The sequence below is a fragment of the Mycobacterium sp. pUA109 genome (genome assembly GCF_041287095.1).
GTDB lineage: Bacteria > Actinomycetota > Actinomycetes > Mycobacteriales > Mycobacteriaceae > Mycobacterium.
Genome location: NZ_JBGGKS010000004.1, coordinates 227747 through 253092, shown reverse-complemented (window position 1 = coordinate 253092; position 25346 = coordinate 227747). Strand labels below are relative to the sequence as shown.

At 68.1% G+C, this 25346-nt stretch carries 25 protein-coding genes and 1 pseudogene; 13 read left to right on the top strand and 13 right to left on the bottom strand.

Translation table 11 applies throughout. The features are described 5' to 3' along the window. Nucleotides 1-36: 36 nt before the first annotated feature. The 3 genes from ACAG26_RS06890 to ACAG26_RS06880 all read left to right on the top strand — a co-directional run bounded on the left by ACAG26_RS06890 (nucleotide 37) and on the right by ACAG26_RS06880 (nucleotide 2175). Nucleotides 37-822 (top strand): hypothetical protein, encoded by a 786-nt coding sequence (locus ACAG26_RS06890; RefSeq protein WP_370480613.1) that lies wholly within the window; start codon nucleotides 37-39, stop codon nucleotides 820-822. Between the two features lie 700 nt (nucleotides 823-1522). Then, the gene (locus tag ACAG26_RS06885; RefSeq protein ID WP_370480612.1) at nucleotides 1523-1993 is read left to right on the top strand and encodes a hypothetical protein; all 471 of its coding nucleotides are present in this window, start codon (nucleotides 1523-1525) and stop codon (nucleotides 1991-1993) included. Continuing rightward, nucleotides 1990-2175, top strand: coding sequence for a hypothetical protein (locus ACAG26_RS06880; protein ID WP_370480611.1), 186 nt, complete (start codon nucleotides 1990-1992; stop codon nucleotides 2173-2175). The genes ACAG26_RS06885 and ACAG26_RS06880 overlap by 4 nt, the downstream gene beginning before the upstream one ends. Here ACAG26_RS06880 and ACAG26_RS06875 read toward each other — a convergent pair. The 4 genes from ACAG26_RS06875 to ACAG26_RS06860 form a co-directional block, all read right to left on the bottom strand. Next, a complete protein-coding gene (locus ACAG26_RS06875; protein WP_370480610.1) occupies nucleotides 2162-2806 on the bottom strand; it encodes a PIN domain-containing protein in 645 nt (214 codons plus the stop codon). The two genes, ACAG26_RS06880 and ACAG26_RS06875, sit on opposite strands and share 14 nt — an antisense overlap. A gap of 46 nt (nucleotides 2807-2852) precedes the next feature. After that, the gene (locus ACAG26_RS06870; protein ID WP_370480609.1) at nucleotides 2853-3317 is read right to left on the bottom strand and encodes a helix-turn-helix domain-containing protein; all 465 of its coding nucleotides are present in this window, start codon (nucleotides 3315-3317) and stop codon (nucleotides 2853-2855) included. A 168-nt stretch (nucleotides 3318-3485) separates the two neighbouring features. Then, complete coding sequence (locus ACAG26_RS06865; protein WP_370480608.1) at nucleotides 3486-4220, bottom strand: hypothetical protein; 735 nt, start codon at nucleotides 4218-4220, stop codon at nucleotides 3486-3488. A 184-nt stretch (nucleotides 4221-4404) separates the two neighbouring features. Further along, nucleotides 4405-4671, bottom strand: a complete 267-nt coding sequence (locus tag ACAG26_RS06860) for a DUF3761 domain-containing protein (protein ID WP_370480607.1) — start codon at nucleotides 4669-4671, stop codon at nucleotides 4405-4407. Nucleotides 4672-5034: 363 nt separating this feature from the next. Between ACAG26_RS06860 and ACAG26_RS06855 the strand changes: the two genes are divergently transcribed. The 3 genes from ACAG26_RS06855 to ACAG26_RS06845 all read left to right on the top strand — a co-directional run bounded on the left by ACAG26_RS06855 (nucleotide 5035) and on the right by ACAG26_RS06845 (nucleotide 7258). Continuing rightward, complete coding sequence (locus ACAG26_RS06855; RefSeq protein WP_370480606.1) at nucleotides 5035-5364, top strand: type VII secretion target; 330 nt, start codon at nucleotides 5035-5037, stop codon at nucleotides 5362-5364. Next, nucleotides 5361-6704 (top strand): NlpC/P60 family protein, encoded by a 1344-nt coding sequence (locus ACAG26_RS06850; RefSeq protein WP_370480605.1) that lies wholly within the window; start codon nucleotides 5361-5363, stop codon nucleotides 6702-6704. Before ACAG26_RS06855 ends, ACAG26_RS06850 begins: the two co-directional genes overlap by 4 nt. Before the next feature lie 215 nt (nucleotides 6705-6919). Further along, complete coding sequence (locus ACAG26_RS06845) at nucleotides 6920-7258, top strand: hypothetical protein (protein WP_370480604.1); 339 nt, start codon at nucleotides 6920-6922, stop codon at nucleotides 7256-7258. A 298-nt stretch (nucleotides 7259-7556) separates the two neighbouring features. Here the strand turns inward: ACAG26_RS06845 and ACAG26_RS06840 are convergent, their stop codons facing one another. The 3 genes from ACAG26_RS06840 to panB form a co-directional block, all read right to left on the bottom strand. Further along, entirely contained in the window at nucleotides 7557-7808 is a 252-nt protein-coding gene (locus ACAG26_RS06840; RefSeq protein WP_370480603.1) for a hypothetical protein, read from the bottom strand. Between the two features lie 498 nt (nucleotides 7809-8306). Beyond that, complete coding sequence (locus ACAG26_RS06835) at nucleotides 8307-9731, bottom strand: CHAD domain-containing protein (protein WP_370480750.1); 1425 nt, start codon at nucleotides 9729-9731, stop codon at nucleotides 8307-8309. Between the two features lie 92 nt (nucleotides 9732-9823). Continuing rightward, nucleotides 9824-10660, bottom strand: coding sequence for a 3-methyl-2-oxobutanoate hydroxymethyltransferase (gene panB / locus ACAG26_RS06830; RefSeq protein WP_370480602.1), 837 nt, complete (start codon nucleotides 10658-10660; stop codon nucleotides 9824-9826). A 194-nt stretch (nucleotides 10661-10854) separates the two neighbouring features. Here panB and ACAG26_RS06825 point away from each other — a divergent pair, with 194 nt between their 5' ends. From ACAG26_RS06825 to ACAG26_RS06795, 7 genes are all read left to right on the top strand, one after another. Next, nucleotides 10855-12249: a wax ester/triacylglycerol synthase family O-acyltransferase gene (locus ACAG26_RS06825; protein WP_370480601.1), complete on the top strand. Its 1395-nt coding sequence runs from the start codon at nucleotides 10855-10857 to the stop codon at nucleotides 12247-12249. A gap of 49 nt (nucleotides 12250-12298) precedes the next feature. Next, nucleotides 12299-13843: an alpha/beta hydrolase gene (locus ACAG26_RS06820; protein WP_370480600.1), complete on the top strand. Its 1545-nt coding sequence runs from the start codon at nucleotides 12299-12301 to the stop codon at nucleotides 13841-13843. A gap of 106 nt (nucleotides 13844-13949) precedes the next feature. Then, complete coding sequence (locus ACAG26_RS06815; protein WP_370480599.1) at nucleotides 13950-15476, top strand: alpha/beta hydrolase; 1527 nt, start codon at nucleotides 13950-13952, stop codon at nucleotides 15474-15476. A gap of 20 nt (nucleotides 15477-15496) precedes the next feature. Further along, entirely contained in the window at nucleotides 15497-16837 is a 1341-nt protein-coding gene (gene glnA / locus ACAG26_RS06810) for a type I glutamate--ammonia ligase (protein ID WP_071027263.1), read from the top strand. Between the two features lie 29 nt (nucleotides 16838-16866). Beyond that, nucleotides 16867-19830 (top strand): bifunctional [glutamine synthetase] adenylyltransferase/[glutamine synthetase]-adenylyl-L-tyrosine phosphorylase, encoded by a 2964-nt coding sequence (locus tag ACAG26_RS06805; protein ID WP_370480598.1) that lies wholly within the window; start codon nucleotides 16867-16869, stop codon nucleotides 19828-19830. A gap of 114 nt (nucleotides 19831-19944) precedes the next feature. Continuing rightward, nucleotides 19945-20574 (top strand): PaaI family thioesterase, encoded by a 630-nt coding sequence (locus ACAG26_RS06800; RefSeq protein ID WP_370480597.1) that lies wholly within the window; start codon nucleotides 19945-19947, stop codon nucleotides 20572-20574. After that, nucleotides 20571-21428 (top strand): TIGR03619 family F420-dependent LLM class oxidoreductase, encoded by an 858-nt coding sequence (locus ACAG26_RS06795; protein WP_370480596.1) that lies wholly within the window; start codon nucleotides 20571-20573, stop codon nucleotides 21426-21428. The genes ACAG26_RS06800 and ACAG26_RS06795 overlap by 4 nt, the downstream gene beginning before the upstream one ends. 69 nt (nucleotides 21429-21497) lie before the next feature. Here the strand turns inward: ACAG26_RS06795 and ACAG26_RS06790 are convergent, their stop codons facing one another. From ACAG26_RS06790 to ACAG26_RS06765, 6 genes and pseudogenes are all read right to left on the bottom strand, one after another. Next, nucleotides 21498-22649 (bottom strand): acyl-CoA dehydrogenase family protein, encoded by a 1152-nt coding sequence (locus ACAG26_RS06790; protein ID WP_370480595.1) that lies wholly within the window; start codon nucleotides 22647-22649, stop codon nucleotides 21498-21500. A 9-nt stretch (nucleotides 22650-22658) separates the two neighbouring features. Beyond that, complete coding sequence (locus ACAG26_RS06785; RefSeq protein WP_370480594.1) at nucleotides 22659-23081, bottom strand: DoxX family protein; 423 nt, start codon at nucleotides 23079-23081, stop codon at nucleotides 22659-22661. 9 nt (nucleotides 23082-23090) lie between these two features. Continuing rightward, the gene (locus ACAG26_RS06780; protein WP_370480593.1) at nucleotides 23091-23648 is read right to left on the bottom strand and encodes a DUF732 domain-containing protein; all 558 of its coding nucleotides are present in this window, start codon (nucleotides 23646-23648) and stop codon (nucleotides 23091-23093) included. 308 nt (nucleotides 23649-23956) lie between these two features. Then, nucleotides 23957-24352: pseudogene (locus ACAG26_RS06775) on the bottom strand (GNAT family N-acetyltransferase); the annotation flags it as partial. Nucleotides 24353-24370: 18 nt separating this feature from the next. Beyond that, nucleotides 24371-24526 carry a hypothetical protein gene (locus tag ACAG26_RS06770; RefSeq protein ID WP_370480592.1) on the bottom strand — a complete coding sequence of 52 codons (156 nt, stop codon included), beginning with the start codon at nucleotides 24524-24526 and terminating at the stop codon, nucleotides 24371-24373. A 146-nt stretch (nucleotides 24527-24672) separates the two neighbouring features. Further along, entirely contained in the window at nucleotides 24673-24828 is a 156-nt protein-coding gene (locus tag ACAG26_RS06765) for a hypothetical protein (RefSeq protein ID WP_370480591.1), read from the bottom strand. Nucleotides 24829-25346: the final 518 nt, after the last annotated feature.

The following is a 25346-nucleotide window of genomic DNA, read 5'->3' as shown; positions in this document are numbered from 1 at the left end:
ACCTCATACGATGCCAGCCTAGCCGCAGACCGCGCCGTGTCCGCCTACGGCTCAGCGCATTACAGCGCCAGCGCGGCGCGGGGCGACACGTACAACGCGGCGCCTAAGCCGCAGCCGGCGACGTTGCAGCTGCCGATAGCCACGGCGATGACCCACCCGGCCGGCGCCACTGCCGCCCAAAAGGCTTGGGCTGACGCGCAGCACGCGGCGACGAAGCTGGACGAGTACGTGAACGGGCTGCGCGCAGCGGCGGCCGACCCGAAATACACCAGCGACAACGTCCGTGAGCACATCGCGGCGTTCGCCGACACCGAAGCGGGGCGGGCCGTTACACGCAGCGTTGAGACCGTGCGCGCTACCGCTGAAGCCGCCCAGTTGGCCGCTCAGCGTGCGCTGGGCCGAATCGTTGGGCAGGAGGGCGACACGGCCGCGGAGTTGCGTAATAGCAGGTTCTGGGCGCGCACTGAGCGGCTGCTGGACGCCATCGACAACGGCGCCTACCTCGGCAAGGTCAGTGACCTGGTACGCAACGCCAACCCCAACGAACTGGGCGTGCTGGCACAGGAACTCCCGGCGTATCTCGAATCGAAGGGCGCCGATGCGGGGTTCGTGGACACCCTGCTAGCTGAAGCGGCACCCGAGTACGGCGCTGCCAAACGCCGCGTGACCGCCGCCAACCAGGCGCTGCTCATCGCCGAGGCCAACCAGCGCCACCTGCAGCGGCGATACGCGCAGGCTTACCCGACACCAGCCGGCCACCAGCCGCTGCCCACCACGCCGTTGGCCGGGTGGGACGCCAAGTTCGATCCCGAGTTGATCTAGTGGAGCAACCGCAGCCGCTAGTGCTCAACCTGCCGCCGCTTCTACCTCGTGTGGAGCGGCTGCGGGTTTCAGGTGAGCACTGGCCCACGCATGTCAGTAAATGGCGTGCGCGTCGGCGGCGTGATGGGCAACGACGTGGCCGGCGGTGACGGTGCAGTGTTGGGCGGGAGTCGAGGCTTACCCGCCCGGCGCTATGAGGCGGCCCATACGGTGCGATGCGCTGCCCTGCCGTGTGCTGCGCTGGCTGCTGCGCTGCGATGTGCTAGGTCAGCCTGCCGCGCTGCTGCGCCGGCCGCCTGCGCTGCCGTGGTGACGCCGGCCTGCCGTGTGGCGTGCGGCTGCCGTGGCGGTGGACGCCGTGATGCGGGGTGGTGGCCGCGGCTGCGACAGAGTGCCTCGCTGCCAGCCTGCCCTGCCAGCAAATTCGATAAGCTAACCATTCCGACGCGGGGGCAATGTGTATCGAACATGCGTTCACCCTGCAACGTGCTGACCTGCGGTTATGCGGCGGGCGCAAATAACGCCCTGACCTGCGGTTATAGGGGTGGCGGGGAACCCGTACCCCCTGGTCAAATGCCCATCGGCCGCCGCCTCGGACGCATCTGCGTACGTTTCCCCCAGCTTTTTGGTGCGCTTTGGAGGCAATATTCGAAGAAACGTTCGAATATGCCCAACGGTCCAGCAAACGAAAGGCCAGACCATGCCCCGGCCGCTAAAGCATCCGTCGGCGCGAGCCCGCCGCAACAAAGCTAGCACCCGCGCCACCCTGACCGCCGACCACGACATAGAGGCGCCGCCGCTGCCCGATTCGTTCGTGTGGCACCCGTTGACCCAACGGTGGTGGGCCGATTTGTGGCGGTCCCCGATGGCACCGGAGTACGTGGCAATGGACATTAACGGCCTGTACCGGGTGGCTATGTTGATGAACGACTTTTGGTGTGCCGAATCCCCGAAAGCCCGCGCCGAAGCGCAGGTGCGACTGGAGAAGGCGGACAGCGACTACGGCGCCAACCCGCTGGCCCGCCGCCGGCTGGAGTGGCAGATCGAAGTCACGGAGGACTCGAAGCGCCGCGGCCGCAAACGCCGCGCAGACGACGCCGGCGACCAGCCGGCCGATGGTGCAGCGTCGGGCACGGATCCACGGGCGCTATTCCTGGTGTCGTCAACGTGACCGCCAATAGCCGGCGGCGCCTGCGGGTGCGGCGAACCCGGTTGATCGCGTCGCTTCTGCTGCGCGTGGTGGCTTTGGAGCGGCGGGTGGCCGACCTCGAGGCGCAGCGGCCGCGGATTGTGCGCGTGGGCAGCGGCGAACGCAGCCAGCCTGGTTTCAACGCGACGGTTACGCCCGTTTAACGAATGGCCAGCTCATGTCGATGGTGGTTTTCCGTGGACGCTGTGGCTGCTGCGTGCCCGCCTGGCAGGCTTGCAGGTGGCCGCGCACTCTTTCGGCAAACTGCGGAGCGCCGGCCTGCTGAAGCTGCGTGCAGAGGTTGAACTGTTCGCGTTTTGCTTTCCAATAGTCGAGCTGCTTTTGGCTGACCACCTTTATCGCGTTCGGGGACGAGTCGTCGAGCAGACAGAAGAAGCTGTCCGGGCTATGCACTTCGTAGAGGAGATCGTCGAGTTGGTCGGCTAGTTGCTCAAAGTCGTTGTCGGCTGTTAGCAGGAAATCGACCCTTGCGTGGACCGCGGCGGCGTGGACATGCGCGTCGAAAATATCTGGGTACGGCACGTCGGCATCGATCACATAGCCGGCGACCCTGCCCGTGCTAAATGTCTCGACTAGCTGGTCACGTACGCCGCCGATGTGCCGATCGGAGGCTGTCGGATACCGCTTGCGGAGGTGGTAGATGAACTCGGCCATGATGTCTTCGGTCCACATGACCTCAAACCACCCGTCCACTTCCAGGTAGCACAGCGCCAACCAATCGCGCAGGGTTCGCGAGTAGAAGACATTGGCATCAACGAGGACCGTCGTCGTCAACGCTCCTATTGCCATAGGGTCACATACTACGTTGTGGCACTGTGATCTACGGCTCTATGCCGACCTCGTCGTCCAGCTTCCGCAACTCTTCGAACGCACGCCGTTGGTCCGCGCGCCGCTTCTCGTGAAAAGAGGTCACGTCACTGGTTAGCAAGCGCGTGTGCGTGCCAACCTTATGGGCTGGCAGCTTTTCTTCGGCGATCAGTTTCATGAGCGTTGGCCTTGAGATGCCGAGCATCTTCGCTGCGGTAGTTGTGGTCAACTCCCTCGGCAGGGAGTGAATGGTTACAGTCGCGCCTCTGCTCACACCTTCGATGACGGACTGTATTAGCCCCGCGAGTGCAGCCGGTATTGGCACCATCCGGCGCCCCGGTGAGCCGATTTCGAACTCGATTTTCGCAGTAGTCCGCCGCACCTCCGCGAGGGAGGTGCTCACCGTACGCGCTTCATCGATCTCCGTCGCGTCGACAGTTAGCACCGTTCTGTCATCGCGCGCTTGTAGGACGCTCATTGTTCACCGCTCCTTGTGAATGAGTCACCACTAGCATAGGCACTTGCACTTATAAGTGCAAACAGGGTTGACCTGTGCAAATGCTCACATGCTTGTTGCTCATTGCCCGGTGCTGTCCTACGTGAGCCGAAGCCGAACTGGGGGCGCGCCACGCGACGGTTCGGTGCCCTAACCTACCGGAGTTGCGGGGGCCGGCGGTTTGGGGCGCCAGATTCCGGCGAGGTCAAGTATGACGGGTACGTGGTCGCCGTGCTTGAACAGCGTGAACGGATAAACCACCGTTGGGTCTGTCGGCAAGCCCGCTAGATGCTCCTCGATCGCGCGCCTAACAGAATCGTGCATCGGCTCGGATTGCGCGACGATCCACAGGCATCGCCCATGCCTTAGCGGCATCTGGCACACATCGCCGATGTGGTTGCTCAAAGTCAGCTGGGCGTGTTCGGGATCCCCAACGTACACATGGAAAGCCAGTTGTTCAGGGTGTGGCGGCGGCGCCCACCACTGGATCGTGTCACCACACGGTTTTTCGTCGAAGGCGCCGAAGGTTGTGGTGGGTGTCGCGATCGTGAGTTCGTGGCGCCATCCCAACGCCACAGTGGGCATCGGTTCCCAATGCTCGATTAGCCGCTTAGCCAGTTTCTTGTCTTTGGCGTACTCCTGCGTGAACGCAAGGCGCGTCGTGGCCGGTAGCCCTCTAACCGGGTCGGCGTCATGCAGGCTGATTTTGACGGAACCCATCGTGTGCTGCGTGCTGATGTAGATGTCGTCGCAGCCGCGCTGGTTGCTGCAACCTCGTGCCATCCACGTGTGCGATCGTGGACCTGTTGGGCTGCCCACGGCCCAGCGGACGGCTTCGGGGCCGTCGAACATCGCCGGTGCGGGAGCCAGTAGTTCATCGTTCATAGTTCTATTGTCGTCCCGTTTGCGGGTTCGCTAATGCAGGCGCGATCCGCTGGGCGCAAACAGGCGACAAGGGGAGCACCCGACCTCTAGATGCCGGTCCGATTCAGGGGTTGCGACAAGGAGAGGCGTGGTCGGGGGCTCCGGTCAGGTCAGCATAGCCCCGCAGGCCGGCATCGGGGCGGGGTTACGGCAGTAGTTGCGCGACGCCGCCGTGTCCGTGGCATGTGCCGCCGGACAGGGGGTGTTCGCTGAACGAGTAGTCGCCGTCTACGCATATGGCGGTAGCGCCGCGTGGCGGTGAGGATGCCGGTTCCGGGTCGTGGACGCAGTCGCCGTCGGAGCTGATGTAGTCCGGCCCCGCGCATTCCGGGGCGAAGCTCGCCGCCGGCGCCGCACTAATTCCGGCTGCTGCGATCGCGGTCGCAATGAGGGGTGCGATACGGATGGACATGGTGCGCCTGGTTTCCTCGGGGTTATCGCGTCACCCGAATGGACAGCAGGGTACGCGCATGGCCGGGTGGGTGCGGCGCAATGACCGGGGGAGCGCAAAGAAAACCGCTCCCATCCTTGCTTTGGGAAGTGACCGGCGGCCGCGGTTTGCCGCGGGATGAAGTGCCCGGCGATTGGCGTCCACGGTGGCATGACGATGCTGTGACGGCCGGCGAGGCGCAGCCGTGACCGCCGATCGGCAGCGGTGATACGACACCACGGGCGAGGCGGATCTAGCGCGGACCGCGCCAGTCGGGGATGATAGTGCCCTGAAAAACGACAGCGAGAGGCAAGTTACTTGCCTGATCAGCGGGGGTGTCGAATCGTGGCCGATAAACTGCAAGTAAATCCCGCGGCCCTGCATCAGGGTAGTGAGCACGTCGCCGACACGGCCTACGAGGCGGGTAGGGCTTTCTCGGATCACGACGACGGTATCGGCAACGCCGGGCGGCGTGGATGGATTGGCGCCTCCCAGCAGGCGCTACAAGAGGTATCCGAAGCGTGGGCGGCGCGGCACGCCCAACTTCAGGAACGGCTCGCGGAGCTGAGCCGGAACATGGCCGACGCGGCGTTGCGCTACGCCGCCGCCGACGGAGGCGAGACGGGTCCGGGGCCAAGCCAGGCGACCGATCCCGGCCAGGATTTGAGGCTGTGACCGCCGACCTGACATTCGACGAAGTCCGGTTGTGGTGGGATCCGGCAATGATCAACGAAGTGTTTCGCATCGCGCACCAACGCGCCGCCACCATGGCGAAACTCGGCGACAACCTGGTAACCGCCCAGCGGTTCGCGCTGGAACACTGGGGCGGCGAAGCCGCAGAAGCGTTCCACGCCGAGGCGGGCAAACATCGCAGCGATATTGAAGCCGACGGGCAAGAATCGAAACGGGTGGCTGCGGCAATCGGGCAAGCTGAGAACGACATCCGCAAATGCCAAACCGAAGCCGAAAGCATCTACCAAACAGCCAAGGATTACGGCTGGACCGTCACCCCCAGCTGGAAAATCGACACCGGCGACGTCGGAACAATCGGATTCGACGACTCGATGGCAGTGCAGGAACAGCTACTACAGGACCGCCTAAACACGCTCAACGCCGACGCTCACACCGCCGACCATGAACTTGCCACCGCGCTCCGCGCAGCAGTCGGCGAAGTGCAACTCGACGAACAGGGGCATGAGGTCGGCGCGCCACCGCAGCCACACCAACCGGACCAGAATCCCGGCGCCCCGGTTGCCGGGCCGGACGGGCACCCGCCTTACGCGAACGGGGCGCAGCCTACGATGATTCCGGGCGCAAAAACCATCCCGCTCGCAGATAACCCGCCCGGCTTCCCGCCCGTCGGTCCCGGCGCGCAGCGTGATCACAACTGGCAGCAATACCTAAACGGCTTCAACGCCGACGGGTCGCGCCGCGTCCAGGTAGGGACACCACCGGCCGCATTGCCGAAACCGGAAGCTGTGCAAGACCGCGGGTTGCGGGCCATCGGGGCGGCGGGACGCCAGCAAGGTGTTTCCTATGCCTGGGGCGCCAACCACAGTGTGCAAGGCCCATCGAAAGGAACGCTGGCCGGTGACCCGCCCGACGGCGGCGCGCATCAGTACCACGACGACCAACGCATCGGGTTCGACTGCGGCGGGCTAGTGCGCTTCTCGGAGTTTCAGGCCACCGGCCACGATGTGTTTCAACGAAGCGACGGACTCGACTCGGGGGCGGGCACAGACCGAATCGACAAAAGCGCATCGCTTAGCCACGTCGACGGGGGCGACGGTATCCCGTCGGCCAGAATATCTAGCGTCGCCCAACCCGGCGACGTCCTCGTGTTCGAGATACCCGGCAGCGGACACGAACCGTACAGTGGCACGAATACCCAACACACCGGAATCTACGTCGGAAACGGATTCATGATCAACGCCCCCGAATCCGGCGAGCCGATCCGGCTCGACAATGCGGACCGCGACGGACGCCGAACCGACATCCTTAGGCCCAAACCATGATTAAACGATTCGCCGCAGTGCTCGGGTTTGCGCTCACGGCGTGCACGACTACGACCACACCAGCCACGAGCACCGCGCCCCCGGCCGCATCCCCAGTTGTCCGCACATCGGTGCCCGACACCGATGGGGTGATCACCCGATTCACCAACGACATCTGGCCCGCCGTGGAGGGATACAGATCCCCTGGAGAGGGCGGCCCTCAGTACAAACGGTATGTGGCAATCGTGGACAAGGGACTCAGCCCGGAGCAGTGGGGCGCCTTGCGGGAGGCCACGTCCCACCTGGGCAACGTCGGCGACAGATTGGCTCCGCAAAGCTTCCCTGACGAAAATGGCCTGCACCTGAGCCGCGCGTCGGTGTCTGCTCTCAACGGCGCAGATGCGACCGTCATCGCCTGCTACACGTTCACCTCACTACGCGCAGCCGCGCCGACCGATCCGGGGGTGCCCACAACGTCAGAAGCTACTTTCGGGCTGCACAAAACCGACAACTGGTACCTGCATGACATCACCGACGACCACGTGGTGCCAGGCTGCCAGTCCGACGCCGCCTAGCTAGGCGATTCCCCGCAGGCTTCATTGAACAAACAGACCGCCCCCAACCGTTGCGGCTGGGGGCGGTCTGTTGGGTGCGGCTCAGCAGGCGGGTGCCCGGCAGCCAGTCTCGATCCGCCAGCCGCTGCCCGTCCAGTAGGGGACGCACGAATAGCCCGGTGTGATCCCAAGCCTGGCGCCATGTCGCACTCGTAGCCGACGCGGGGGGACAAGGTCGCCGCTAGTCACGTCGGCGCCGCCGCTGCGGTCGGGGTGGTCACAACGGCCGCCGCAAACGCCAACGCCACCGCGAGGCGGGTCACTGCCCGACCTTCCGTTGCGCGTCGGCCAGCGCCATCGAGGCGCGGCGCAGGACGCTGCCCAGCGCCATCAGGTCGTCGGGGTTGGCGCAGGCGGCGAGGTCGACGCCGTGGCGGTCAACGAACACGTCGAACCGGGCAGGTTCGCCGGGCATGTCGTGGCGTTGCACGATGGCGCGGAACTTGCCGCCGCCCGCGGACTTGATGACCTCGACGTCGGTGGTGGCGATTCTAGCCATTGGTGCGTTCATGGGTGTTCCTTTCGGGTTGCGTGCTAAGTGGTGCCGACAGTAGCCCGGTCCGGGGGTGTTGGCACGAAGTTGATTTTTGTCAAACACCGTTTGACGCAGGGCTATTCGTGGTTGGGACGTAGAGCGGCCGGTAAAACAACGCGGTAGCGGGCGAGGCACCGGACGCCGTTTGCCGGCCATGTGCGGATCCGGGCGGTGGTTGTCGGCTGTGGCCGCCTCGCAGGGGTGTCGCAGGTCGCGGTAAACCGGCCCTGAGTCGCGTACTCCGCCGGCGGCCGGTACGCAGTGGGTACGCAGCAGATTCGATAGCGGCAAACGGAACCAACTGTTACCAACGCGCTGACCTGCACGTTTCTCTAGCGGCCAACGCGGCAAGCGACAGCAAACGCCCAGATAACAGAATCCGGCTTACAGGCCAGCTCGTCCGCCCGCGAGAAGACGCTAAAGTCCCCGATAACCAGCGGTTTGGGGGACTTTAGCGTCTTCTCGCCAGAGGTGTCAGCGCGCCTTACGCATCGCCTTGTCCAGCTTGCGCAGCTTGCGCCCCAGATTGGCCCGGCAGCGGCGGGCGAGCGCGTCCTCCCGCAGGTACAGCACGCCGTAGCTGAACGTGTCTTCGCCGGCCGCCACCGCCGCGTCGGCCTGCTGCAGCAGATGCGCCCGGCTCACCACGCTGTCCTGATGTTCCCCGAGCAGCGATTGAACCGCTTTGGCGCGCTTGGCCACCCGCGGCGCCTTCGTCGCCGCCGCGGTGTAGCGGAGACGCTTGGCGCGCTTGCGGATCCGGTGCAGGGCATCATCGCGGTAATCGGCGGCCTTGGCGGCCTTGACGGCCTTGCGCACCCGCCGGTACGCGTCGGCGACGGTGGCCTTTGCGGCGTGATCCCGCGCCCCGGCCAACAGGTCGTCGAGCCCGTCCAGCAGCCGAAAGTAGCGCGGTGACCGCATCGCGGCCAGCGCCCGGCGCCGCCCGGCCTGATACCGCTGGGCGGCGCCGTCGACCAGGCGTTCGCGCACCGGGCCGCGCACCAACTCCGGCGGCAGCGCATCGAGGGCCCGCCGGTAGCGCTGGGCGAGCACCTCGGCGTCGCGGGCCACCCCCAGCACCGCGGCCAACTCCCGCAACTCGTCGAGAATGTCCGCCGACCCGATCGCCGCGGAGTCGCGCAGCAGGCTGCGGATCTTGCGGGTGACCACCCGCATCTGGTGCACCGCGTCCTCGGCGTCGGCCCGCACCGCGCGGTCCCACACCAGCAGCTGGTCGACCTGCTCGGCCACCGCGCGGTGGATCGGGTCGGGCGGCGGCGTCGGCGGCTGGTCCGGGCCGGTGGCCAGCACCCGGGCCAGCTTGGAGCCGAACCCGGCCGGGGTGGCCCCGGCGTCGCGCAGCCGGGTGCTCAACTGGTCCAGCAGCGCGACGTCGGCCTGCCCGAGCTCCAGTTCCCATTCCCGCCAGCGCTGTTCGGCGCCGTCGTCGGCCCAGGCGCTGACCCGGTCGTCGCAGAACTCGGCCAGCACCGCCCCGTCGGCGTCGTGCAGCAGCGCGACCCGGCGGGCGGTGCTGATCCGCGCGACCGGGGCTAGCGGCCGGTCCCGCACGATCGCCAACACCACATCGCGCAGCTCGGCGGGCACCTCGTCGCCGGCGGACAGCGGCACCCGCACCTCGGTGCGGGCGTCGGGGCCGGCCGGCAACTTCAGGTGCCAGCCGGCGTCGGCGCCGCCGGTGCGGCGGCGCAACGTGATGTGCCGGGCCGCCAGATCCCGTGTCGGCGTGTCGAAATACACCGCGTCCAGGGTGTCCGGCGGCGACGGGTCGATGCGGGCCACCGCCGCGATGCCGTCAAACGACGGGGACATGGTGGCATCGTTGACGTCGAACTTGCGCTCTACCTCCAGATGACGCGCAGGCACGCCGTCCAGCCTGCCACATCCTCCGGTCGCGTCGAGCCCGTACGGAGAGCGTATTTTTCCTCGCGCAGCCGCGGCCGGTTACCGGCTCGGCGCGAAAACGCCTAGAAGCTGTGCTCCTCGGCCGGGAACACCCCGTCGGCGACCTCGGCAGCGTATTGCGCGGCCGCACTGCGCAATTCGTCGCCGAGGTGGCCGAACCGCTTGACGAAGCGGGCGGTTTTGCCGCTGGTCAGCCCGGCCATGTCCTGCCACACCAGCACCTGGGCGTCGCAGTTGGGGCCGGCCCCGATCCCGACGGTGGGGATGGTCAGTTTGCCGGTGATCTGGGTGGCCAGTTCGGCGGGCACCATCTCCATCACCACCGCGAACGCGCCGGCTTCGGCGACGGCGATCGCGTCGGCGATGGTCTGTTCGGCGGCGTCGCCGCGGCCCTGCACCCGGAAACCGCCCAGGGTGTTGACGCTTTGCGGGGTGAAGCCGATGTGCGCCATCACCGGGATCCCGGCGGCGGTCAAGGTGGCGATCTGCTCGGCGACCCGCTCGCCGCCTTCCAGCTTGATCGCGTGCACCCCGGCCTCCTTCATGAACCGGGTGGCGGCGGCCAGCGCCGCGGCCGGGCCGGCCTCGTAGCTGCCGAACGGCAAGTCGGCCACCACCAGCGCGTGCGGGGCGCCGCGCACCACCGCGCGCGCCAGCGGGATCAGCTCGTCGATCGAGATCGGCACGGTGGTGTCGTAGCCGTAGACGACGTTGGCGGCGGAATCACCGACCAGCAGCACCGGGATGCCGGCGTCGTCGAAGATGCGGGCGGTGGAGTAGTCGTAGGCCGTCAGCATGGCCCACTTGTGGCCTTCGGCCTTCATCTGCTGCAGGTGCGGGATGCGGGTCTGGGTGCGGCGCGCGGGGGCACCGGACCCGTAAACGGTGTGTTCAGACATCACTGTCCTTGGTGGTCGGGTCGATCCTCGTGGCCCTAGCGGGTCCCCGGGTTCGTCTGACTCTGCCAGTGTGCCACCCGAGCCGACGCGGGTGAACTCCGCCGCGCAGTGGATTTGCTCACACTGCCGTGCCACCCGGCGCTGGTTAGGCGATTCCGGCGCCGCCGCGGGGTTGCCCACCTAACATCGGCGCCATGCAGCGGCTCAGCGGTCTCGACGCCAGCTTTCTCTACTTGGAAACCCCTTCCCAGCCCCTCCACGTGTGCTCGATCCTGGACCTGGATGCCTCCACCATGCCCGGCGGCTACAGCTTCGACCGGCTCCGCGAGGCGCTGGCGGTGCGGATGAAGGCGATGCCGTCGTTCCGGGAGAAGCTCGCCGACCACCCGCTGAACCTCGACCACCCGGTGTGGGTGGAAGACACCAGCTTCGACGTCGACCGGCACGTGCACCGGATCGGGTTGCCGCCGCCGGGCGGCCGGTTCGAGCTGGCCGAGATCTGCGGGCACATCGCGTCGTTGCCGCTGGACCGCAGCCGACCGCTGTGGGAGACCTGGGTGATCGAGGGCCTCGACGGCGCCGACGCCCAGCAGGGGGGACGGCTGGCGGTGATGACCAAGGTGCATCACGCCGGCGTGGACGGGGTGACCGGCGCTAACTTGATGTCGCAGCTGTGCAGCACCGAAGCCGACGCCCCCGAACCCGAACCGGTGGACGGGGTCGGTGAGGCCAGCGGCCTTCAGATCGCGGCCAGCGGGCTGGCCCGTTTCGCCACCCGGCCGGTGCACCTGGCCACCAACGTGTTGCCCACCACGGTGTCCTCGGTGGTCAAAACGTTGCAGCGGGTCCGCGCCGGTTCGACGATGGCGGCCCCGTTCGCCGCGCCGCGCACCGTGTTCAACGACACGGTCACCGGGCATCGCAACGTCGCCTACGCCCAGCTGGATCTGGGCGCCATTAAAAAGGTCAAGGACCATTTCGGGGTGAAGGTCAACGACGTGGTGATGGCGCTGGTGTCCGGGGTGCTGCGGCAATTCCTGATCGACCGGGAAGAATTGCCGGAGTCGTCGCTGGTGGCGATGGTGCCGGTGTCGGTGCACGGCCGCTCCGACCGGCCCGGACGCAACCAGGTGTCGGGCATGTTCTCTCGGCTGGAAACCCAGATCGCCGACCCGGCCGAGCGGCTGCAAGCCATCGCCGCGGCGAATGCGGTTGCCAAGCAGCACAGTTCGGCGATCGGTGCCACCCTGCTGCAGGATTGGAGCCAGTTCGCCGCGCCGGCGGTGTTCGGGGTGGCGATGCGGCTGTACGCCAAGACCCGGCTGACCTCCAGCCGGCCGGTGCACAACCTGGTGATCTCCAACGTGCCCGGACCGCAAATGCCGCTGTACTTTTTGGGCTGCGCGATCGACGCCATGTATCCGCTGGGCCCGGTGTTTCACGGCTCGGGCCTGAACATCACCGTGATGTCGCTCAACGGCAAACTCGACGTCGGGCTGATCGCGTGCCCGGAATTGGTGCCGGACCTGTGGGACCTGGCCGACGGCTTCGGCGTCGGGATGGAAGAACTGCTGGCGGCCGCGCGGTAGCCGCCCGGTTGCCCGGGGCGGGGATGCGCGCATGGCAGCATAGGGCGGCATGGGCCTGCCTCGCCGCGACGCGCTTGCGCGCACCACGCTGATCTGCCTGGTTTTGACCGTGACCGCCGCGCTGGTGTTCATCATCACCAAGGACCGCGTGGTCGCCGGGCGCGCGGTGATGCCCGGCCCCTCGCTCAACCAGGCGCTGCAGTGGGGCGGCTGCCACGTTTCGGCCGGTAGCACGGTGAAACTGCCCAAGGATGCCCAGTGCGGTGCGGTGGCGGTGCCGGTGGACTACGACCATCTGGACGGCGAGACCGCGAAACTGGCCGTGATCCGTTTCCCGGCCACCGGAGCCCGGATCGGTTCGCTGGTGATCAACCCCGGCGGGCCCGGCGAGTCGGGCATCGAGGCCGCGGTCAACATCGTCAAGAGCCTGCCGACGCAGGTGCGGGAGCGGTTCGACCTGGTCGGGTTCGATCCGCGCGGGGTGGCGTCGTCGCGGCCGGCGGTGTGGTGCAACTCCGACGCCGACAACGACCGGCTGCGCGCCGACCCGCAGGTCGACTACAGCCCCGCCGGTGTGGAGCACATCGAAAACGAGACCAAGGCCTACGTGCAGCGCTGCATCGAGAAGACCGGCATCAAGTTTTTGGCCAACATCGGGACGGTCAACGTGGCCCGGGATTTGGATACGCTGCGCGCCGCGCTGGGCGACGACAAACTGACCTACCTGGGCTACTCGTACGGCACCCGGATCGGCTCGGCCTACGCCGAGGCCTACCCGCAGAACGTGCGGGCGATGATCCTCGACGGCGCCATCGACCCCAACGCCGACCCGATCGAGGAGGACCTGCGGCAGGCCGCGTCGTTCCAGGACGCGTTCGACAACTACGCCGCCGACTGCGCCAAGACGCCGAGCTGCCCGCTGGGCACCGACCCCGCCAAGGCCGTCGACGTCTACCACAGCCTGGTCAACCCGCTGGTCGAGAAACCCGCGCCGACCAAGGATCCGCGCGGGCTGAGCTACAGCGACGCCATCGTGGGCACCATCATGGCGCTGTACTCGCCGTCGTTCTGGTCGCATCTGACCGACGGGTTGACCGATCTGGCGCACGGCCACGGCGACACCATGCTGCTGCTGGCCGACATTTACATGCAACGGGATTCCAAGGGGCACTACACCAATGCCACCGACGCCCGGGTGGCGGTCAACTGTGTGGACCAGCCCCCGGTCCGCGACCGCGCGAAGGTGATCGAGGAAGACCGCCGCTCCCGTGAGGTGGCCCCGTTTTTGAGCTACGGCGAGTTCACCGGCGACGCGCCGCTGAGCACCTGCGCGTTTTGGCCGGTGCCGCCGACCAGCGAGCCGCACACCATCTCCGCGCCCGGCCTGCCGCCGACCATGGTCGTCTCGACCACCCACGACCCCGCCACGCCGTATCAGGCCGGGGTCGATCTGGCCCACCAGTTGCACGCGGCGCTGCTGACCTTCGAGGGCACCCAGCACACCGTGGTGTTCGAGGGCAACGACTGCGTCGACAAGTTCGCCGGCGCCTACCTGATCGACGGCGCCGTGCCGTCGGACGGCGCCAAGTGCTGAGCTGAACGGCCTCTGGCCACTCGGCGACGAACGGCGGCGCGGGGCGCCGATTAGAGATCGACGCGTGACGTTTCCGAGACCCATTGGCGCCCCCGGCCATGCGACGATGACACGCGTGTGGCGCATGAGACTGTTGAGCTCTGCGCTGCTCTCTTTTGCGCTGGCGGCGGCGCCGATTACCCACGCCGCCCCGGATTCCGGCCAGGCGGCCGAGCCGGGGGCCGCGGCGCCGCAGCCCGGGTGGGGCAGCTGCGCGCCGTTCGTCGGCGCCACCGACAAGGTGCCCACCGCGCGGTGCACCCGGGTGGCGGTGCCGATCGACTACGACCAGCCCAACGGGCAGCAGGCCCAGCTGGCGATGATCCGGATCCCGGCGACCGGCCAGCGGATCGGGACGCTGCTGATCAACCCAGGCGGGCCGGGCGCCTCGGCCGTCGACACCGTGGCCGCGATGGGCGCGTCGCTGGCCAAGACCCCGGTCGGCAGCCACTTCGATCTGGTCGGCTTCGACCCGCGCGGCGTCGGGCATTCCACCCCGGAGCTGCGGTGCCGCACCGACGCCGAGTTCGACGCGTTCCGCCGCGAACCGATGGTGGACTACAGCCCGGCCGGGGTCGCCCATATCGAGGGCATCTACCAGCAGCTGGCCCAGGAGTGCGCGAACCGGATGGGGCTGAACTTCCTGCGCAACGTGGGCACCGTCGCCGCCGCGCGGGATATGGACATGGTGCGTCAGGCGTTGGGCGAGCAGCAGATCAACTACCTGGGCTACAGCTACGGCACCGAGTTGGGCACCGCCTACCTGGAGCGGTTCGCCGAGCACGCCCGGGCCATGGTGCTCGACGGCGCCATCGACCCCAGCGTCGACCCGGTGACCGAAAACATCAACCAGATGGCCGGTTTCCAGGTGGCGTTCAATGACTACGCCGCCGACTGCGCGAAATCCGCGGCCTGCCCGCTGGGCACCGACCCGGCCCAGGCCGTCACCCGGTATCACCAGCTGGTCGACCCGCTGGCGCTGCGGCCGGCGGCCACCAAGGATCCGCGCGGCCTGAGCTACGCCGACGCGATCACCGGCACCATCAACGCGCTGTACACCCCGCAGTACTGGAAGTATTTGAGCCTGGGGCTGCTCGGGCTGGCCCGCGGCACCGACCCGGGTGCGCTGCTGGCGCTGGCCGACGACTACCAGGGCCGCAACCCCGCCGGGCACTACACCAACATCCAGGACGCGTTCAACGCGATTCGCTGCGTCGACGCGCCGGCCCCCACCGACGCGGCGGCCTGGGTCGACGCCGACCGCCAGATCCGTCAGGTGGCGCCGTTTTTGTCCTACGGGTCGTTCACCGGCCACGCGCCGCGGGATCTGTGCGGGCTGTGGCCGGTGCCGGCCACCTCGACGCCCGGTCCGGCCGCGGCGGTGGCGCCGGGCAAGGCCGTCGTGGTGTCCACCACCCACGACCCGGCCACCCCGTACCAGGCGGGGGTGAACCTGGCCGCTCAACTCGGCGCCCCGCTGATCACCTTCGACGGCACCCAGCACACCGTGGTGTTCAACGGGGACCGCTGCGTGGACACCGCCGTGGTGCGGTATTTCGTCGAGGGGACCTCGCCGGGCAACATCCGGTGTTAGGACGCGATACGCTTCGCAGCATGGATCGACAAAAGGAATTCGTGCTGCGCACGCTGGAAGAACGAGACATCCGGTTCGTCCGGCTCTGGTTCACCGACGTGCTCGGTTACCTCAAGTCGGTCGCGATCGCCCCGGCCGAACTGGAGGGCGCCTTCGAGGAAGGGGTCGGCTTCGACGGCTCCTCGATCGAGGGGTTCGCCCGGGTGTCGGAGGCCGATACCGTGGCCCGCCCCGACCCGTCGACCTTCCAGGTGCTGCCCTGGACCACCAGCTCGGGTCACAACCACTCGGCGCGGATGTTCTGCGACATCACCATGCCCGACGGGTCCCCGGCCTGGGCGGACTCGCGGCATGTGCTGCGCCGGCAGCTCAACAAGGCCGGTGACCTGGGATTCACCTGCTATGTGCATCCCGAGATCGAGTTCTTCTTGCTGGAACCGGGCCCCTACGACGGCTCCGAACCCATCCCGACCGACGACGCCGGCTACTTCGACCAGGCCGTGCACGATTCGGCGGCCAACTTCCGCCGGCACGCGATCGAAGCGCTGGAGTCGATGGGGATCTCGGTGGAGTACAGCCACCACGAAAACGCCCCCGGGCAGCAGGAGATCGACCTGCGCTTCGCCGACGCGCTGTCGATGGCCGACAACGTGATGACCTTCCGCTACGTGATCAAGGAGATCGCGCTGAACGAGGGGGTGCGGGCGACGTTCATGCCCAAGCCGTTCGGGCAGCACCCGGGCTCGGCGATGCACACCCACATGAGCCTGTTCGAGGGGGAAGTCAACGCCTTCCACAGCCCCGACGACCCGCTGCAACTGTCCGACATCGCCAAGTCGTTCATCGCCGGAATCCTCGAGCACGCCCCGGAGATCAGCGCGGTCACCAACCAATGGGTCAACTCCTACAAGCGGCTGGTGCACGGCGGTGAGGCCCCCACCGCGGCGTCGTGGGGGGCGTCCAACCGGTCGGCGCTGGTGCGGGTGCCGATGTACAGCCCGCACAAGACGTCGTCGCGGCGCATCGAGGTGCGCAGCCCCGACTCGGCCTGCAACCCCTACCTGGCGTTCGCGGTGCTGCTGGCCGCCGGGCTGCGCGGGGTGGAAAAGAACTACGTGCTGGGCCCGGAGGCCGAGGACAACGTGTGGGACCTCACCCCCGAGGAGCGCCGCGCGATGGGCTACCGCGAGCTGCCGTCCAGCCTGGACGGCGCGCTGCGCGCCATGGAAAGCTCCGAGCTGGTCGCAGAAGCGTTGGGGGAGCAGGTGTTTGACTTCTTCCTGCGCAACAAGCGGACCGAGTGGGCGAACTACCGCAGCCACGTCACCCCGTATGAGCTGAAGACGTATCTGTCGCTGTAGCGCCCGCCCGGTGCGCTACCGTCAAGGTCGTGGCCAAACCGACGACGCAGCGGTCGAAGCTTCCCAGTGTCGGGCGCCTGGGGCTGGTCGACCCGAACGCCGGCGCCGACCTGGCCGCGCTGGGCTGGGACACCGACGCGCACGTCGACGTGCTGTGGGCGCTGTCCCGGGCGCCGGACGCCGACGGCGCGCTGCGCGCCCTGGTCCGGTTGTCCGAAACCCCCGACGCCGACTGGGCTGAGCTCAACGAGCTGCTGCAAACCGACACCAGCCTGCGCGGTCGGCTGTTCGCGGTGCTGGGTTCCTCGCTGGCGTTGGGGGAGCATCTGGCCGCCCACCCGCAGTCCTGGCGGCTGCTGCACGGCGAGATCCGGCTGCCCGACGCCGACGAATTGCGGCTGCTGCTCGCCGATTCGGTGGCCGACCTGCCCGAGATCGCCGACGCCATCCCGCGGCTGCGGACCCGCTACCGGGACCGGCTGCTGGTGCTGGCCGCGCTGGATACCGCACCCACCGTCGAGGACGAGCCGGTGCTGCCGTTCGCCGCGGTCGGCGCCCACCTGTCGGATCTGGCCGACGCCGCGCTGGGCGCGGCGCTGACGGTGGCCGCCGCGGCGGTGTGCGGTGCGGACCCCGCGCCGCGGCTGGCGGTGATCGCGATGGGCAAATGCGGTGCCCGGGAACTGAACTACGTCTCCGACGTCGACGTCATCTTCGTCGCCGAGAACGCCGACGCGGTCAGCACCCGGGTCGCCGGGGAGATGATGCGGATCGCCTCGGAGGCGTTCTTCGAAGTGGACGCCGGGCTGCGTCCGGAGGGCCGGCACGGGCAGCTGGTGCGCACCCTGGACTCGCACATCGCCTACTACCAGCGCTGGGCGAAAACCTGGGAGTTCCAAGCGCTGCTGAAGGCCCGGCCGGCCGTCGGCGACCCGGACCTGGGCCGCGGCTACCTGGACGCGTTGATGCCGATGGTGTGGACCGCCTGCGAGCGGGAGGGGTTCGTCGCCGACGTGCAGGCGATGCGGCGCCGGGTGGAGGAGCTGGTGCCCGCCGACGTTCGCGACCGCGAACTCAAACTGGGCACCGGCGGGCTGCGCGACGTGGAGTTCGCGGTGCAGCTGCTGCAGCTGGTGCACGGCCGCAGCGACGACGCGCTGCACGTGGCGTCCACGCTGGATGCGTTGGCGGCGTTGGGCGCCGGCGGCTACATCGGCCGCGACGACGCCGCCAACCTGACCGCCTCCTACGAGTTCCTGCGGCTGCTCGAACACCGGCTGCAGCTGCAGCGGCTCAAGCGGACCCACCTGCTGCCGGCGTTCGACGACGATGAGGGGCTGCGCTGGCTGGCCCGCGCCGCCCACATCCGCGCCGACGGCCGGCACGACGCGCTGGGGGTGCTGCGCGAGGAGCTCAAACGCCAAACCGTGCGGGTGTCCCGGCTGCACGTCAAACTGTTCTACCAACCGCTGCTGGAGGCCGTCGGCGCCGATCTGGGCCTGTCGGAAGGCCTGAGCCACGAGGCCGCCGAACGCCAGATCGAGGCGTTCGGCTATCAGGCCCCACAGACCGCGCTGACCCACCTGGCGGCGTTGACCAACCAGAGCGGGCGCCGCGGGCGGGTGCAGTCGGTGCTGCTGCCCACGCTGCTGTACTGGCTGTCGGACACCCCGGACCCCGACGGCGGGCTGCTGGCCTACCGTCGGCTCAGCGAGGCGATGAGCGGCCAGCACTGGTACCTGCGCACCCTGCGCGACAAGCCCGCGGTGGCCAAGCGGCTGATGCGGGTGCTGGGCACCTCGGCCTACATCCCGGAGCTGCTGATGCGGGCCCCCGACGTCATCCAGTCCTACAGCGACGGCCCGTCCGGGCCGAAGCTGCTGGACACCGAACCCGACGCGGTGGCCGGGGCGTTGATCGCCTCGGCGGGCCGCTACGCCGACCCGGTGCGCGCGATCGCCGCCGCGCGCAGCCTGCGGCGCTACGAGCTGGCCCGGGTGGCCTCGGCCGACCTGCTCGGCATGCTTGAGGTCCGCGACGTGTGCACCGCGCTGACCTCGGTGTGGGTGGCGGTGCTGCAGGCCGCGCTGGAGGCGATCATCCGGGTCAACCTGCCCGAGGACGGGGTCGCCCCGGCGCGCATCGCGGTGATCGGGATGGGCCGGCTGGGCGGACGGGAGCTGGGTTATGGCTCCGACGCCGACGTGATGTTCGTCTGCGAGCCGAGCGACGGGGTCGCGGATTCGGAGGCGGTGCGGTTCGCGGGGTCGGTCGCCGAGCAGCTCCGGGCGCTGCTGGGCACCGCCAGCGTCGACCCGCCGCTGCAGGTCGACACCAACCTGCGCCCGGAGGGCCGCAACGGCCCGCTGGTGCGCACCCTGGCCTCCTACGCCACCTACTACGAGCAGTGGGCCGAGCCGTGGGAGATTCAGGCGCTGCTGCGGGCGCACCGGGTCGCCGGGGATCTTGAGCTGGGCCAGCGGTTTTTGCTGATGGTCGATAAGACGCGGTATCCGGCCGGCGGGGTGTCGGCCGAGGCGGTGCGCGAAATCCGCCGGGTCAAGGCCCGGGTGGACGCCGAGCGGCTGCCGCGCGGCGCGGACCCCAACACCCACACCAAGCTGGGCCGCGGCGGGCTGGCCGATGTCGAGTGGACGGTGCAGCTGCTGCAGCTGCGGCACGCCCACGAGATCCCCGCCCTGCACAACACCTCGACGCTGGAGTCGCTGGACGCCATCGAGGCGGCCGCGCTGCTGGACCCCGAGGACGTGGACCTGCTGCGCCAGGCCTGGTTGACGGCGACCCGGGCCCGCAACGCGCTGGTGCTGGTCCGCGGCAAACCCACCGATCAGCTGCCCGGGCCCGGCCGCCAGCTCAACGCGGTGGCGGTGGCCGCCGGCTGGCCCGACGACGACGGCGGCGAATTCCTGGACAACTACCTGCGGGTGACCCGGCGGGCAAAGGCCGTGGTGCGCAAGGTGTTCGGCGACTAGTTTCGTTGCGTTGTCGGCGCCGAGATCGACGCCAGCGTGCGGTCCACTCGCAGTTTTCCGCGCCGGCGTCGACCTCGACGGTGCCCCGCGCCGGGGTGGTGCTAGTAAGGTTAGATGGACTTCACGTTCGACGTCATCGCCGCCGACGAGCACGACCGGCAGCAGGCGCTGTACTCACCGCTGACCCAGGCCATTCGTGAGCTGATCGACGCCAGCATCCGCACCGGGGTGGACGAAGCCACCATCCGCGGGGCGCAGGCCGCGATCGATGCGGTGACCGCGACCCTGGAACGCACCCAGCACGACGCCGCGGGGCCGCTGCGGCACGCCGACACCGGCCGCCCGGTGGTGTGGGCCAACCCGGTCGTCGGGCAGCGCAACGCGCTGGCCCCGCCGCTGACCGTCCACCACGACGGTGACGGGCGGTGCTGGAGCGAGTTTGAGTTGGGTGCCGTCTACGAGGGGCCGCCGGGCTGGGTGCACGGCGGTATCTGCGCGCTGGTGCTCGACCACGTGCTGGGGGAGGCGGCCAGCTCCGGGCTGTCCAAGCCGCTGTTCACCGGGACCATCACCTGCAAATACCTGCGCGGCACTCCGCTGGGCCCGCTGCGGGTGGAGGCGTTCGCCGAACGCGTGGAAGGGGTGAAAACCTTTGCCCGCGGCTATCTCAGCGACGCCGAGGGGGTCACCGTCGAAGCCGACGGCGTGTTCATCATGCCGGCCTGGGCGCGAGACGCCGGATGAAGTTCTACATTTCCAGCGCGTTCCTGGACACCGGCGAGATCGTCGAAATCGCCAAGGCCGCCGACGAACTGGGTTATGACGGGATGGCGATCCCGGATCATGTCGTCAACCTGGAGACGCTGGACACCCCGTACCCCTACACCCGCGACGGGCAGCGGCGCTGGCCGCCGTTCACCGACTGGCCCGACCCGTGGGTGCTGGTCGGGTCGCTGGCGCAGGCCACCACCCGGCTGCGGTTCGTCACCACCGTCTACATCCCGGCCATGCGGGATCCCTATTCGGCGGCCAAAGCCATTGGGACCGCGGCGTATCTGTCCGGCGGCCGGGTCGAACTCGGTGTCGGCGTCGGGTGGTGCGCCGAGGAATTCGCGCTGATGGGGCAGCGGTTCGACGCGCGTGGCCGGCGCACCGACGAGATGCTGGAGCTGATGCGGGCGCTGTGGGCGCCGGGGTGGACGGAGTTTTCCGGCGAGTTCTACACCACCCCGAAGCTGGAGATGACGCCGACCCCGCCGCCGATCCCGATCTACGTCGGCGGGCTGTCCGAGATCGCGTTGCGCCGCGCCGCGGCCAACGACGGCTGGATCGGGGATCTGATCAAAACCGACCGCGCCATCGAGGTGGCCGGTGCGCTGCGCGCGCTGCGCGCCGAGAACGGGTTGTCGATGGAGGATTTCACCATCCTGTCGCCGTTGACCGATGCGTTCACCGCCGAGGATTATCAGCGCGCCGAAGCCGCCGGTATCACCGGGGTGCTGACCATGCCGTGGATGTTCTACACCGGGCCGCAGGCCAGCCTGGCCGAGAAGGTCGACGGGATGCGGCGCTTCCGCAAGGATCTCGGGCTGGGGTAGGTGCGCGAGCAGACGCAAAAGCCCCCTTCTGGGGCCAGAATTGGGGGCTTTTGCGTCTGCTCGCGGTGGTTACAGCGAGCGGGCGATGATGTCCTTCATCACCTCGTTGGCCCCGGCGTAGATGCGCTGCACCCGGGCGTCCTCATACATCCGCGCGATCAGGTATTCGCGCATGTAGCCGTAGCCGCCGTGCAACTGCACGCAGCGGTCGATGACCGCGCACTGCTGGTCGGTCAGCCAGTATTTCGCCATCGCCGCGTCGGTGACGTCCAGTCGGCCGGCCAGGTGGGATTGGATGCAGTGGTCCAAGAAGGTGCGGCAGGTCCGGGCGATGGTGGCGCACTCGGCCAACTCGAACGCGGTGTTTTGGAACTGGAACAGGCTGTGCCCGAATGCTTCCCGGGATTTGGTGTAGGCGATGGTCTCGTCGACGGCGCGCTCCATGCCGCCGACCGCCTGCGCGCCGACGATCAGCCGTTCCTGGGCCAGCTGGGCGATCATCTGCCCGAAACCTTGGCCCTCGGCGGGCCCCAGCAGGTTCGACACCGGAACGGCGACATCGGTGAAAGACAGCTCGGCGGTGTCCGCGCCGTGCTGGCCGACCTTGTCCAGCACCCGGGTCACCTGATAGCCGGGGGTGTCGCGCAGGTCGACGATCAGCAGCGAGATGCCGCGGGCGCCGGCCTTGGGATCGGTTTTGACCGCCAGCACCGCCATATCGGCCGAACCGCCGTTGGTGATGAACGTCTTGGACCCGTTGACCACGTAGGTGTCGCCGTGGCGGACCGCGGTGGTGCGGATGGCTTTCAGGTCGGAGCCGGCGCCGGGTTCGCTCATCCCGATGGCGCCGAGCACCTCGCCGCTGGCCATCGGCGGCAGCCACTGCTGCTTTTGTTCTTCGGTGCCGTACTCCACCAGGTAGTGCGGCACGATGCCGCTGTGCACGGCGATGCCCAGCGACAGGTCACCGGCGTAGCCCTGCGCGTCGAACACCGCCAGATCGTGGGCGAAGGTGCCGCCCCCGCCGCCGTATTCGGCTGGAACCGAGCACAGCAGCAGGCCGAGCTTGCCGGCCTCCAGCCACACCGACCGGTCGATGTGGCGCTGGGCGTCCCACTTGTCGATGTGGGCGACGACCTCGCGCTCGAAGAACCCGCGGGCCAGGTCGAATAGGGCCTGCACCTCATCGTCGTACCAGGACGGGGTGTGCTTGATGCTCATGGCGGAAGACTACCGCCGCCGGTGCCGCCGGGTGTCCAGCGCGTAGCCGCCGGGTCCGGTGAACACCAGCAGGAAGAACGCGAAGCAGTACAGCACCGAGGGTTCACCGCCGCCGTGGCCGCCCTGGGCGGGGTCGATCGGCCACAATGCGTGCGGCTGATGCTCCCAGAAGTAGGCGACCGCCATCTGCCCGGAGGCCAGGAAAGCCGCTGGGCGGGTGAACAACCCGACCAGAATCAGCAGCCCGGCGCCGAACTCGATCACGCCGGCCCACCAGAACGGCCAGATGCCGACCGGCACCCGGGTCGACACCGGGTAGCCGAACAGCAGCGACGCGCCGTGCGCGGCGTAGAGCAGCCCGAACACCGCCCGGAACAGGCTCAACACGGTGGGGGAGTAGCGGGTCAGCCGGGCGTCCAGGTTGGGGGCCATGAGGTGAGGTTACGGGCGCCAAGCACCTCCGCCCGCACCGGTAGCGCCCGGCATCATCGGGTTGGTGCCCGGCGGCTGGAACGCGATGGGCGGCGCGGGACTACCGCCCGCTAATTGCAGAGGAAATGGTGCGTCGCCGTTGGCGAGCGATGTCATGACGCCCGGGCATTCCATCTGTATCGCCATACCGGTGACAAATCCGGCGATGGCCGGAGACAGTCCGGTGTTACCGGCCAGTTGCGAGGCCACCGAGGCGAAAGTCGCGCCCGGCTGCACCAGCATCGGGCAAATGGACTGGCCGATACCGGCAACGGCGGTGCTGAGCGGGCCGTTGTTGCCGATGCCGACGCTGGTCAACACGTTGGTGCTCGAGTCGCCGGGCGGGTCGGCCTGCGCGGGCGCCGCGCCCGTGGCCGCCGCGGTGATGACCGCGATCGACACCACCAGTGGACGAAGCGCCGATCCGGCCGCACCGAGCAGATCCCCCCGCAGCACCCGTGGGTGAACCACGGTGGCGGGCCGCAGCGTTGGCGCGATCCCTGGTCCGTGCATGGTCGGTGTTGGCATCGCGGCGCTCCTCGATCGTCGTGGAGCGCCCTCGTGGCACCCATTTCACTTTGGTCACGATGCATGACAACTGTCTCGTTTATAACACGATTGGATAAAGGTTTGTGATCTGCGCGTTTCCTTACCGTTGCCTTAGCGATGCTGGTGCGACACTGCGCGACCCGCGTGACGGCGCCGCTCGCCGGCGCCGAAAATGCGGTCAGGGCTGTGCTCAAGCCAAAAGCACAGCCCTGACGGCAATCTCGAGGCGGTCGATCACCTGCGCCAGCTGGGTGGGCGCCTGCGGGATGTTGTAGCGTCGCGTTGCGTCAGGGTGCTTCCTTGATCCAGCACAGTGCCGTCCCGGAATCAGCGGGTGCGGCGCGCGGTCGCTCATAGCGCCGGGCCAACCGGTAACCCAGCCGGCGAGGCACCGCTGCGCTGCGCACATTCGCCGCATCACAACGGATTTCGACACGATCGATCAGCGGGGAGCGCAGCGCGAGCTCGGTCAGCATTCCGACGGCGCGGGTGATGATTCCTCTGCCGGTGTTGCTGGTGCGACACCAGTACCCGATTTCCACCGCCCGAGGGCCAATCGAGTCGTGCAGGGCGACCGTGCCCAGCACGGCGTCGGCGGTGTCGAAGATCCCGTAGGTAAATGAGCCGTCCGGGTCCGGCCAGCACAGTTGGTAGCGCTCTATGAGCTCCCGGAGACCGTCGAGCGTGGGTGGCTGCGTGCATCAGTCCATCCACTGATGTAGCTTCCGGTAGGACTCCTCGATGGCCTCCAGCAATGCGGACACATTGTTCATGGCCCACCGCTGCAGCACGACCTCGCTGAGCTCGATGCGCTCGGGGGCGGTGAAGTCGGGGATGTAGCGGGTCGTCTCGGCCACCAAACCATGAGAGCACGTGCGCGGCATTGCGGGTCGCACCAGTTGCTTTTCCCGTTGCCCTGGTTGAAAGACAGCTGTCGCCTGGTGAAGCTGCGCCTGTACCGCTGATTTGACCGATGCGAACGCCGCCGGCGGCGACGATGTTGCTACGACTGTTTACCTTCGGCGATGGCGACAATGCGAGGGTCGGTCTTCTTACCGTTTGCCGTGTTCGCGGCGACCACCAGCCTCGCGGCGGCGCGCCGAACCTCGATGGGCCGACGGCGGCGCGCCGGTGTGCTCTCGCGCTCGGTGGTGGTCATTTGTCCTCCTTGTCCCTAGTATCCACCGCGTCATCACCCATGTCTTCGCTAATGGCCAGGGCCACGGGTGTGGCCCACTCAACGAACAAATCACGGTCGGATCGGGTAGCCAGCCGGGACGATTGGAGTTTGACCAGGACGTCGAACCCAACTATTTGAGCATCCACGTCCTCAGAGAGGGTGTGATCGACTGCCCAGGTGGCGCGACGCCACCACTCAGCCCGCCGGTCAGCGTACGTCCGCTGCATGATCCCTGCGATGACACCGGCGAACCCGACCGCTCCGACGACCAGGGTGATCCAGGCCTGAGCAGGCATAACGCCCCCAATCGGATGAACTCGCAGAAGGCACCCCTGGGCCTCCACCGTGCCGTCCACGGCAGCGGATGTCGGGTTTCGTCGGCAATTCTGGGTTCACGCGTCGTCTCCTTGTCTGACGAAGCAGACGGACCGGCGGGCTCCACCGAAATGGAGGCGATCTGATCCGCTAAACCTGGTGGTCAGCTCGACGAAGCGGAC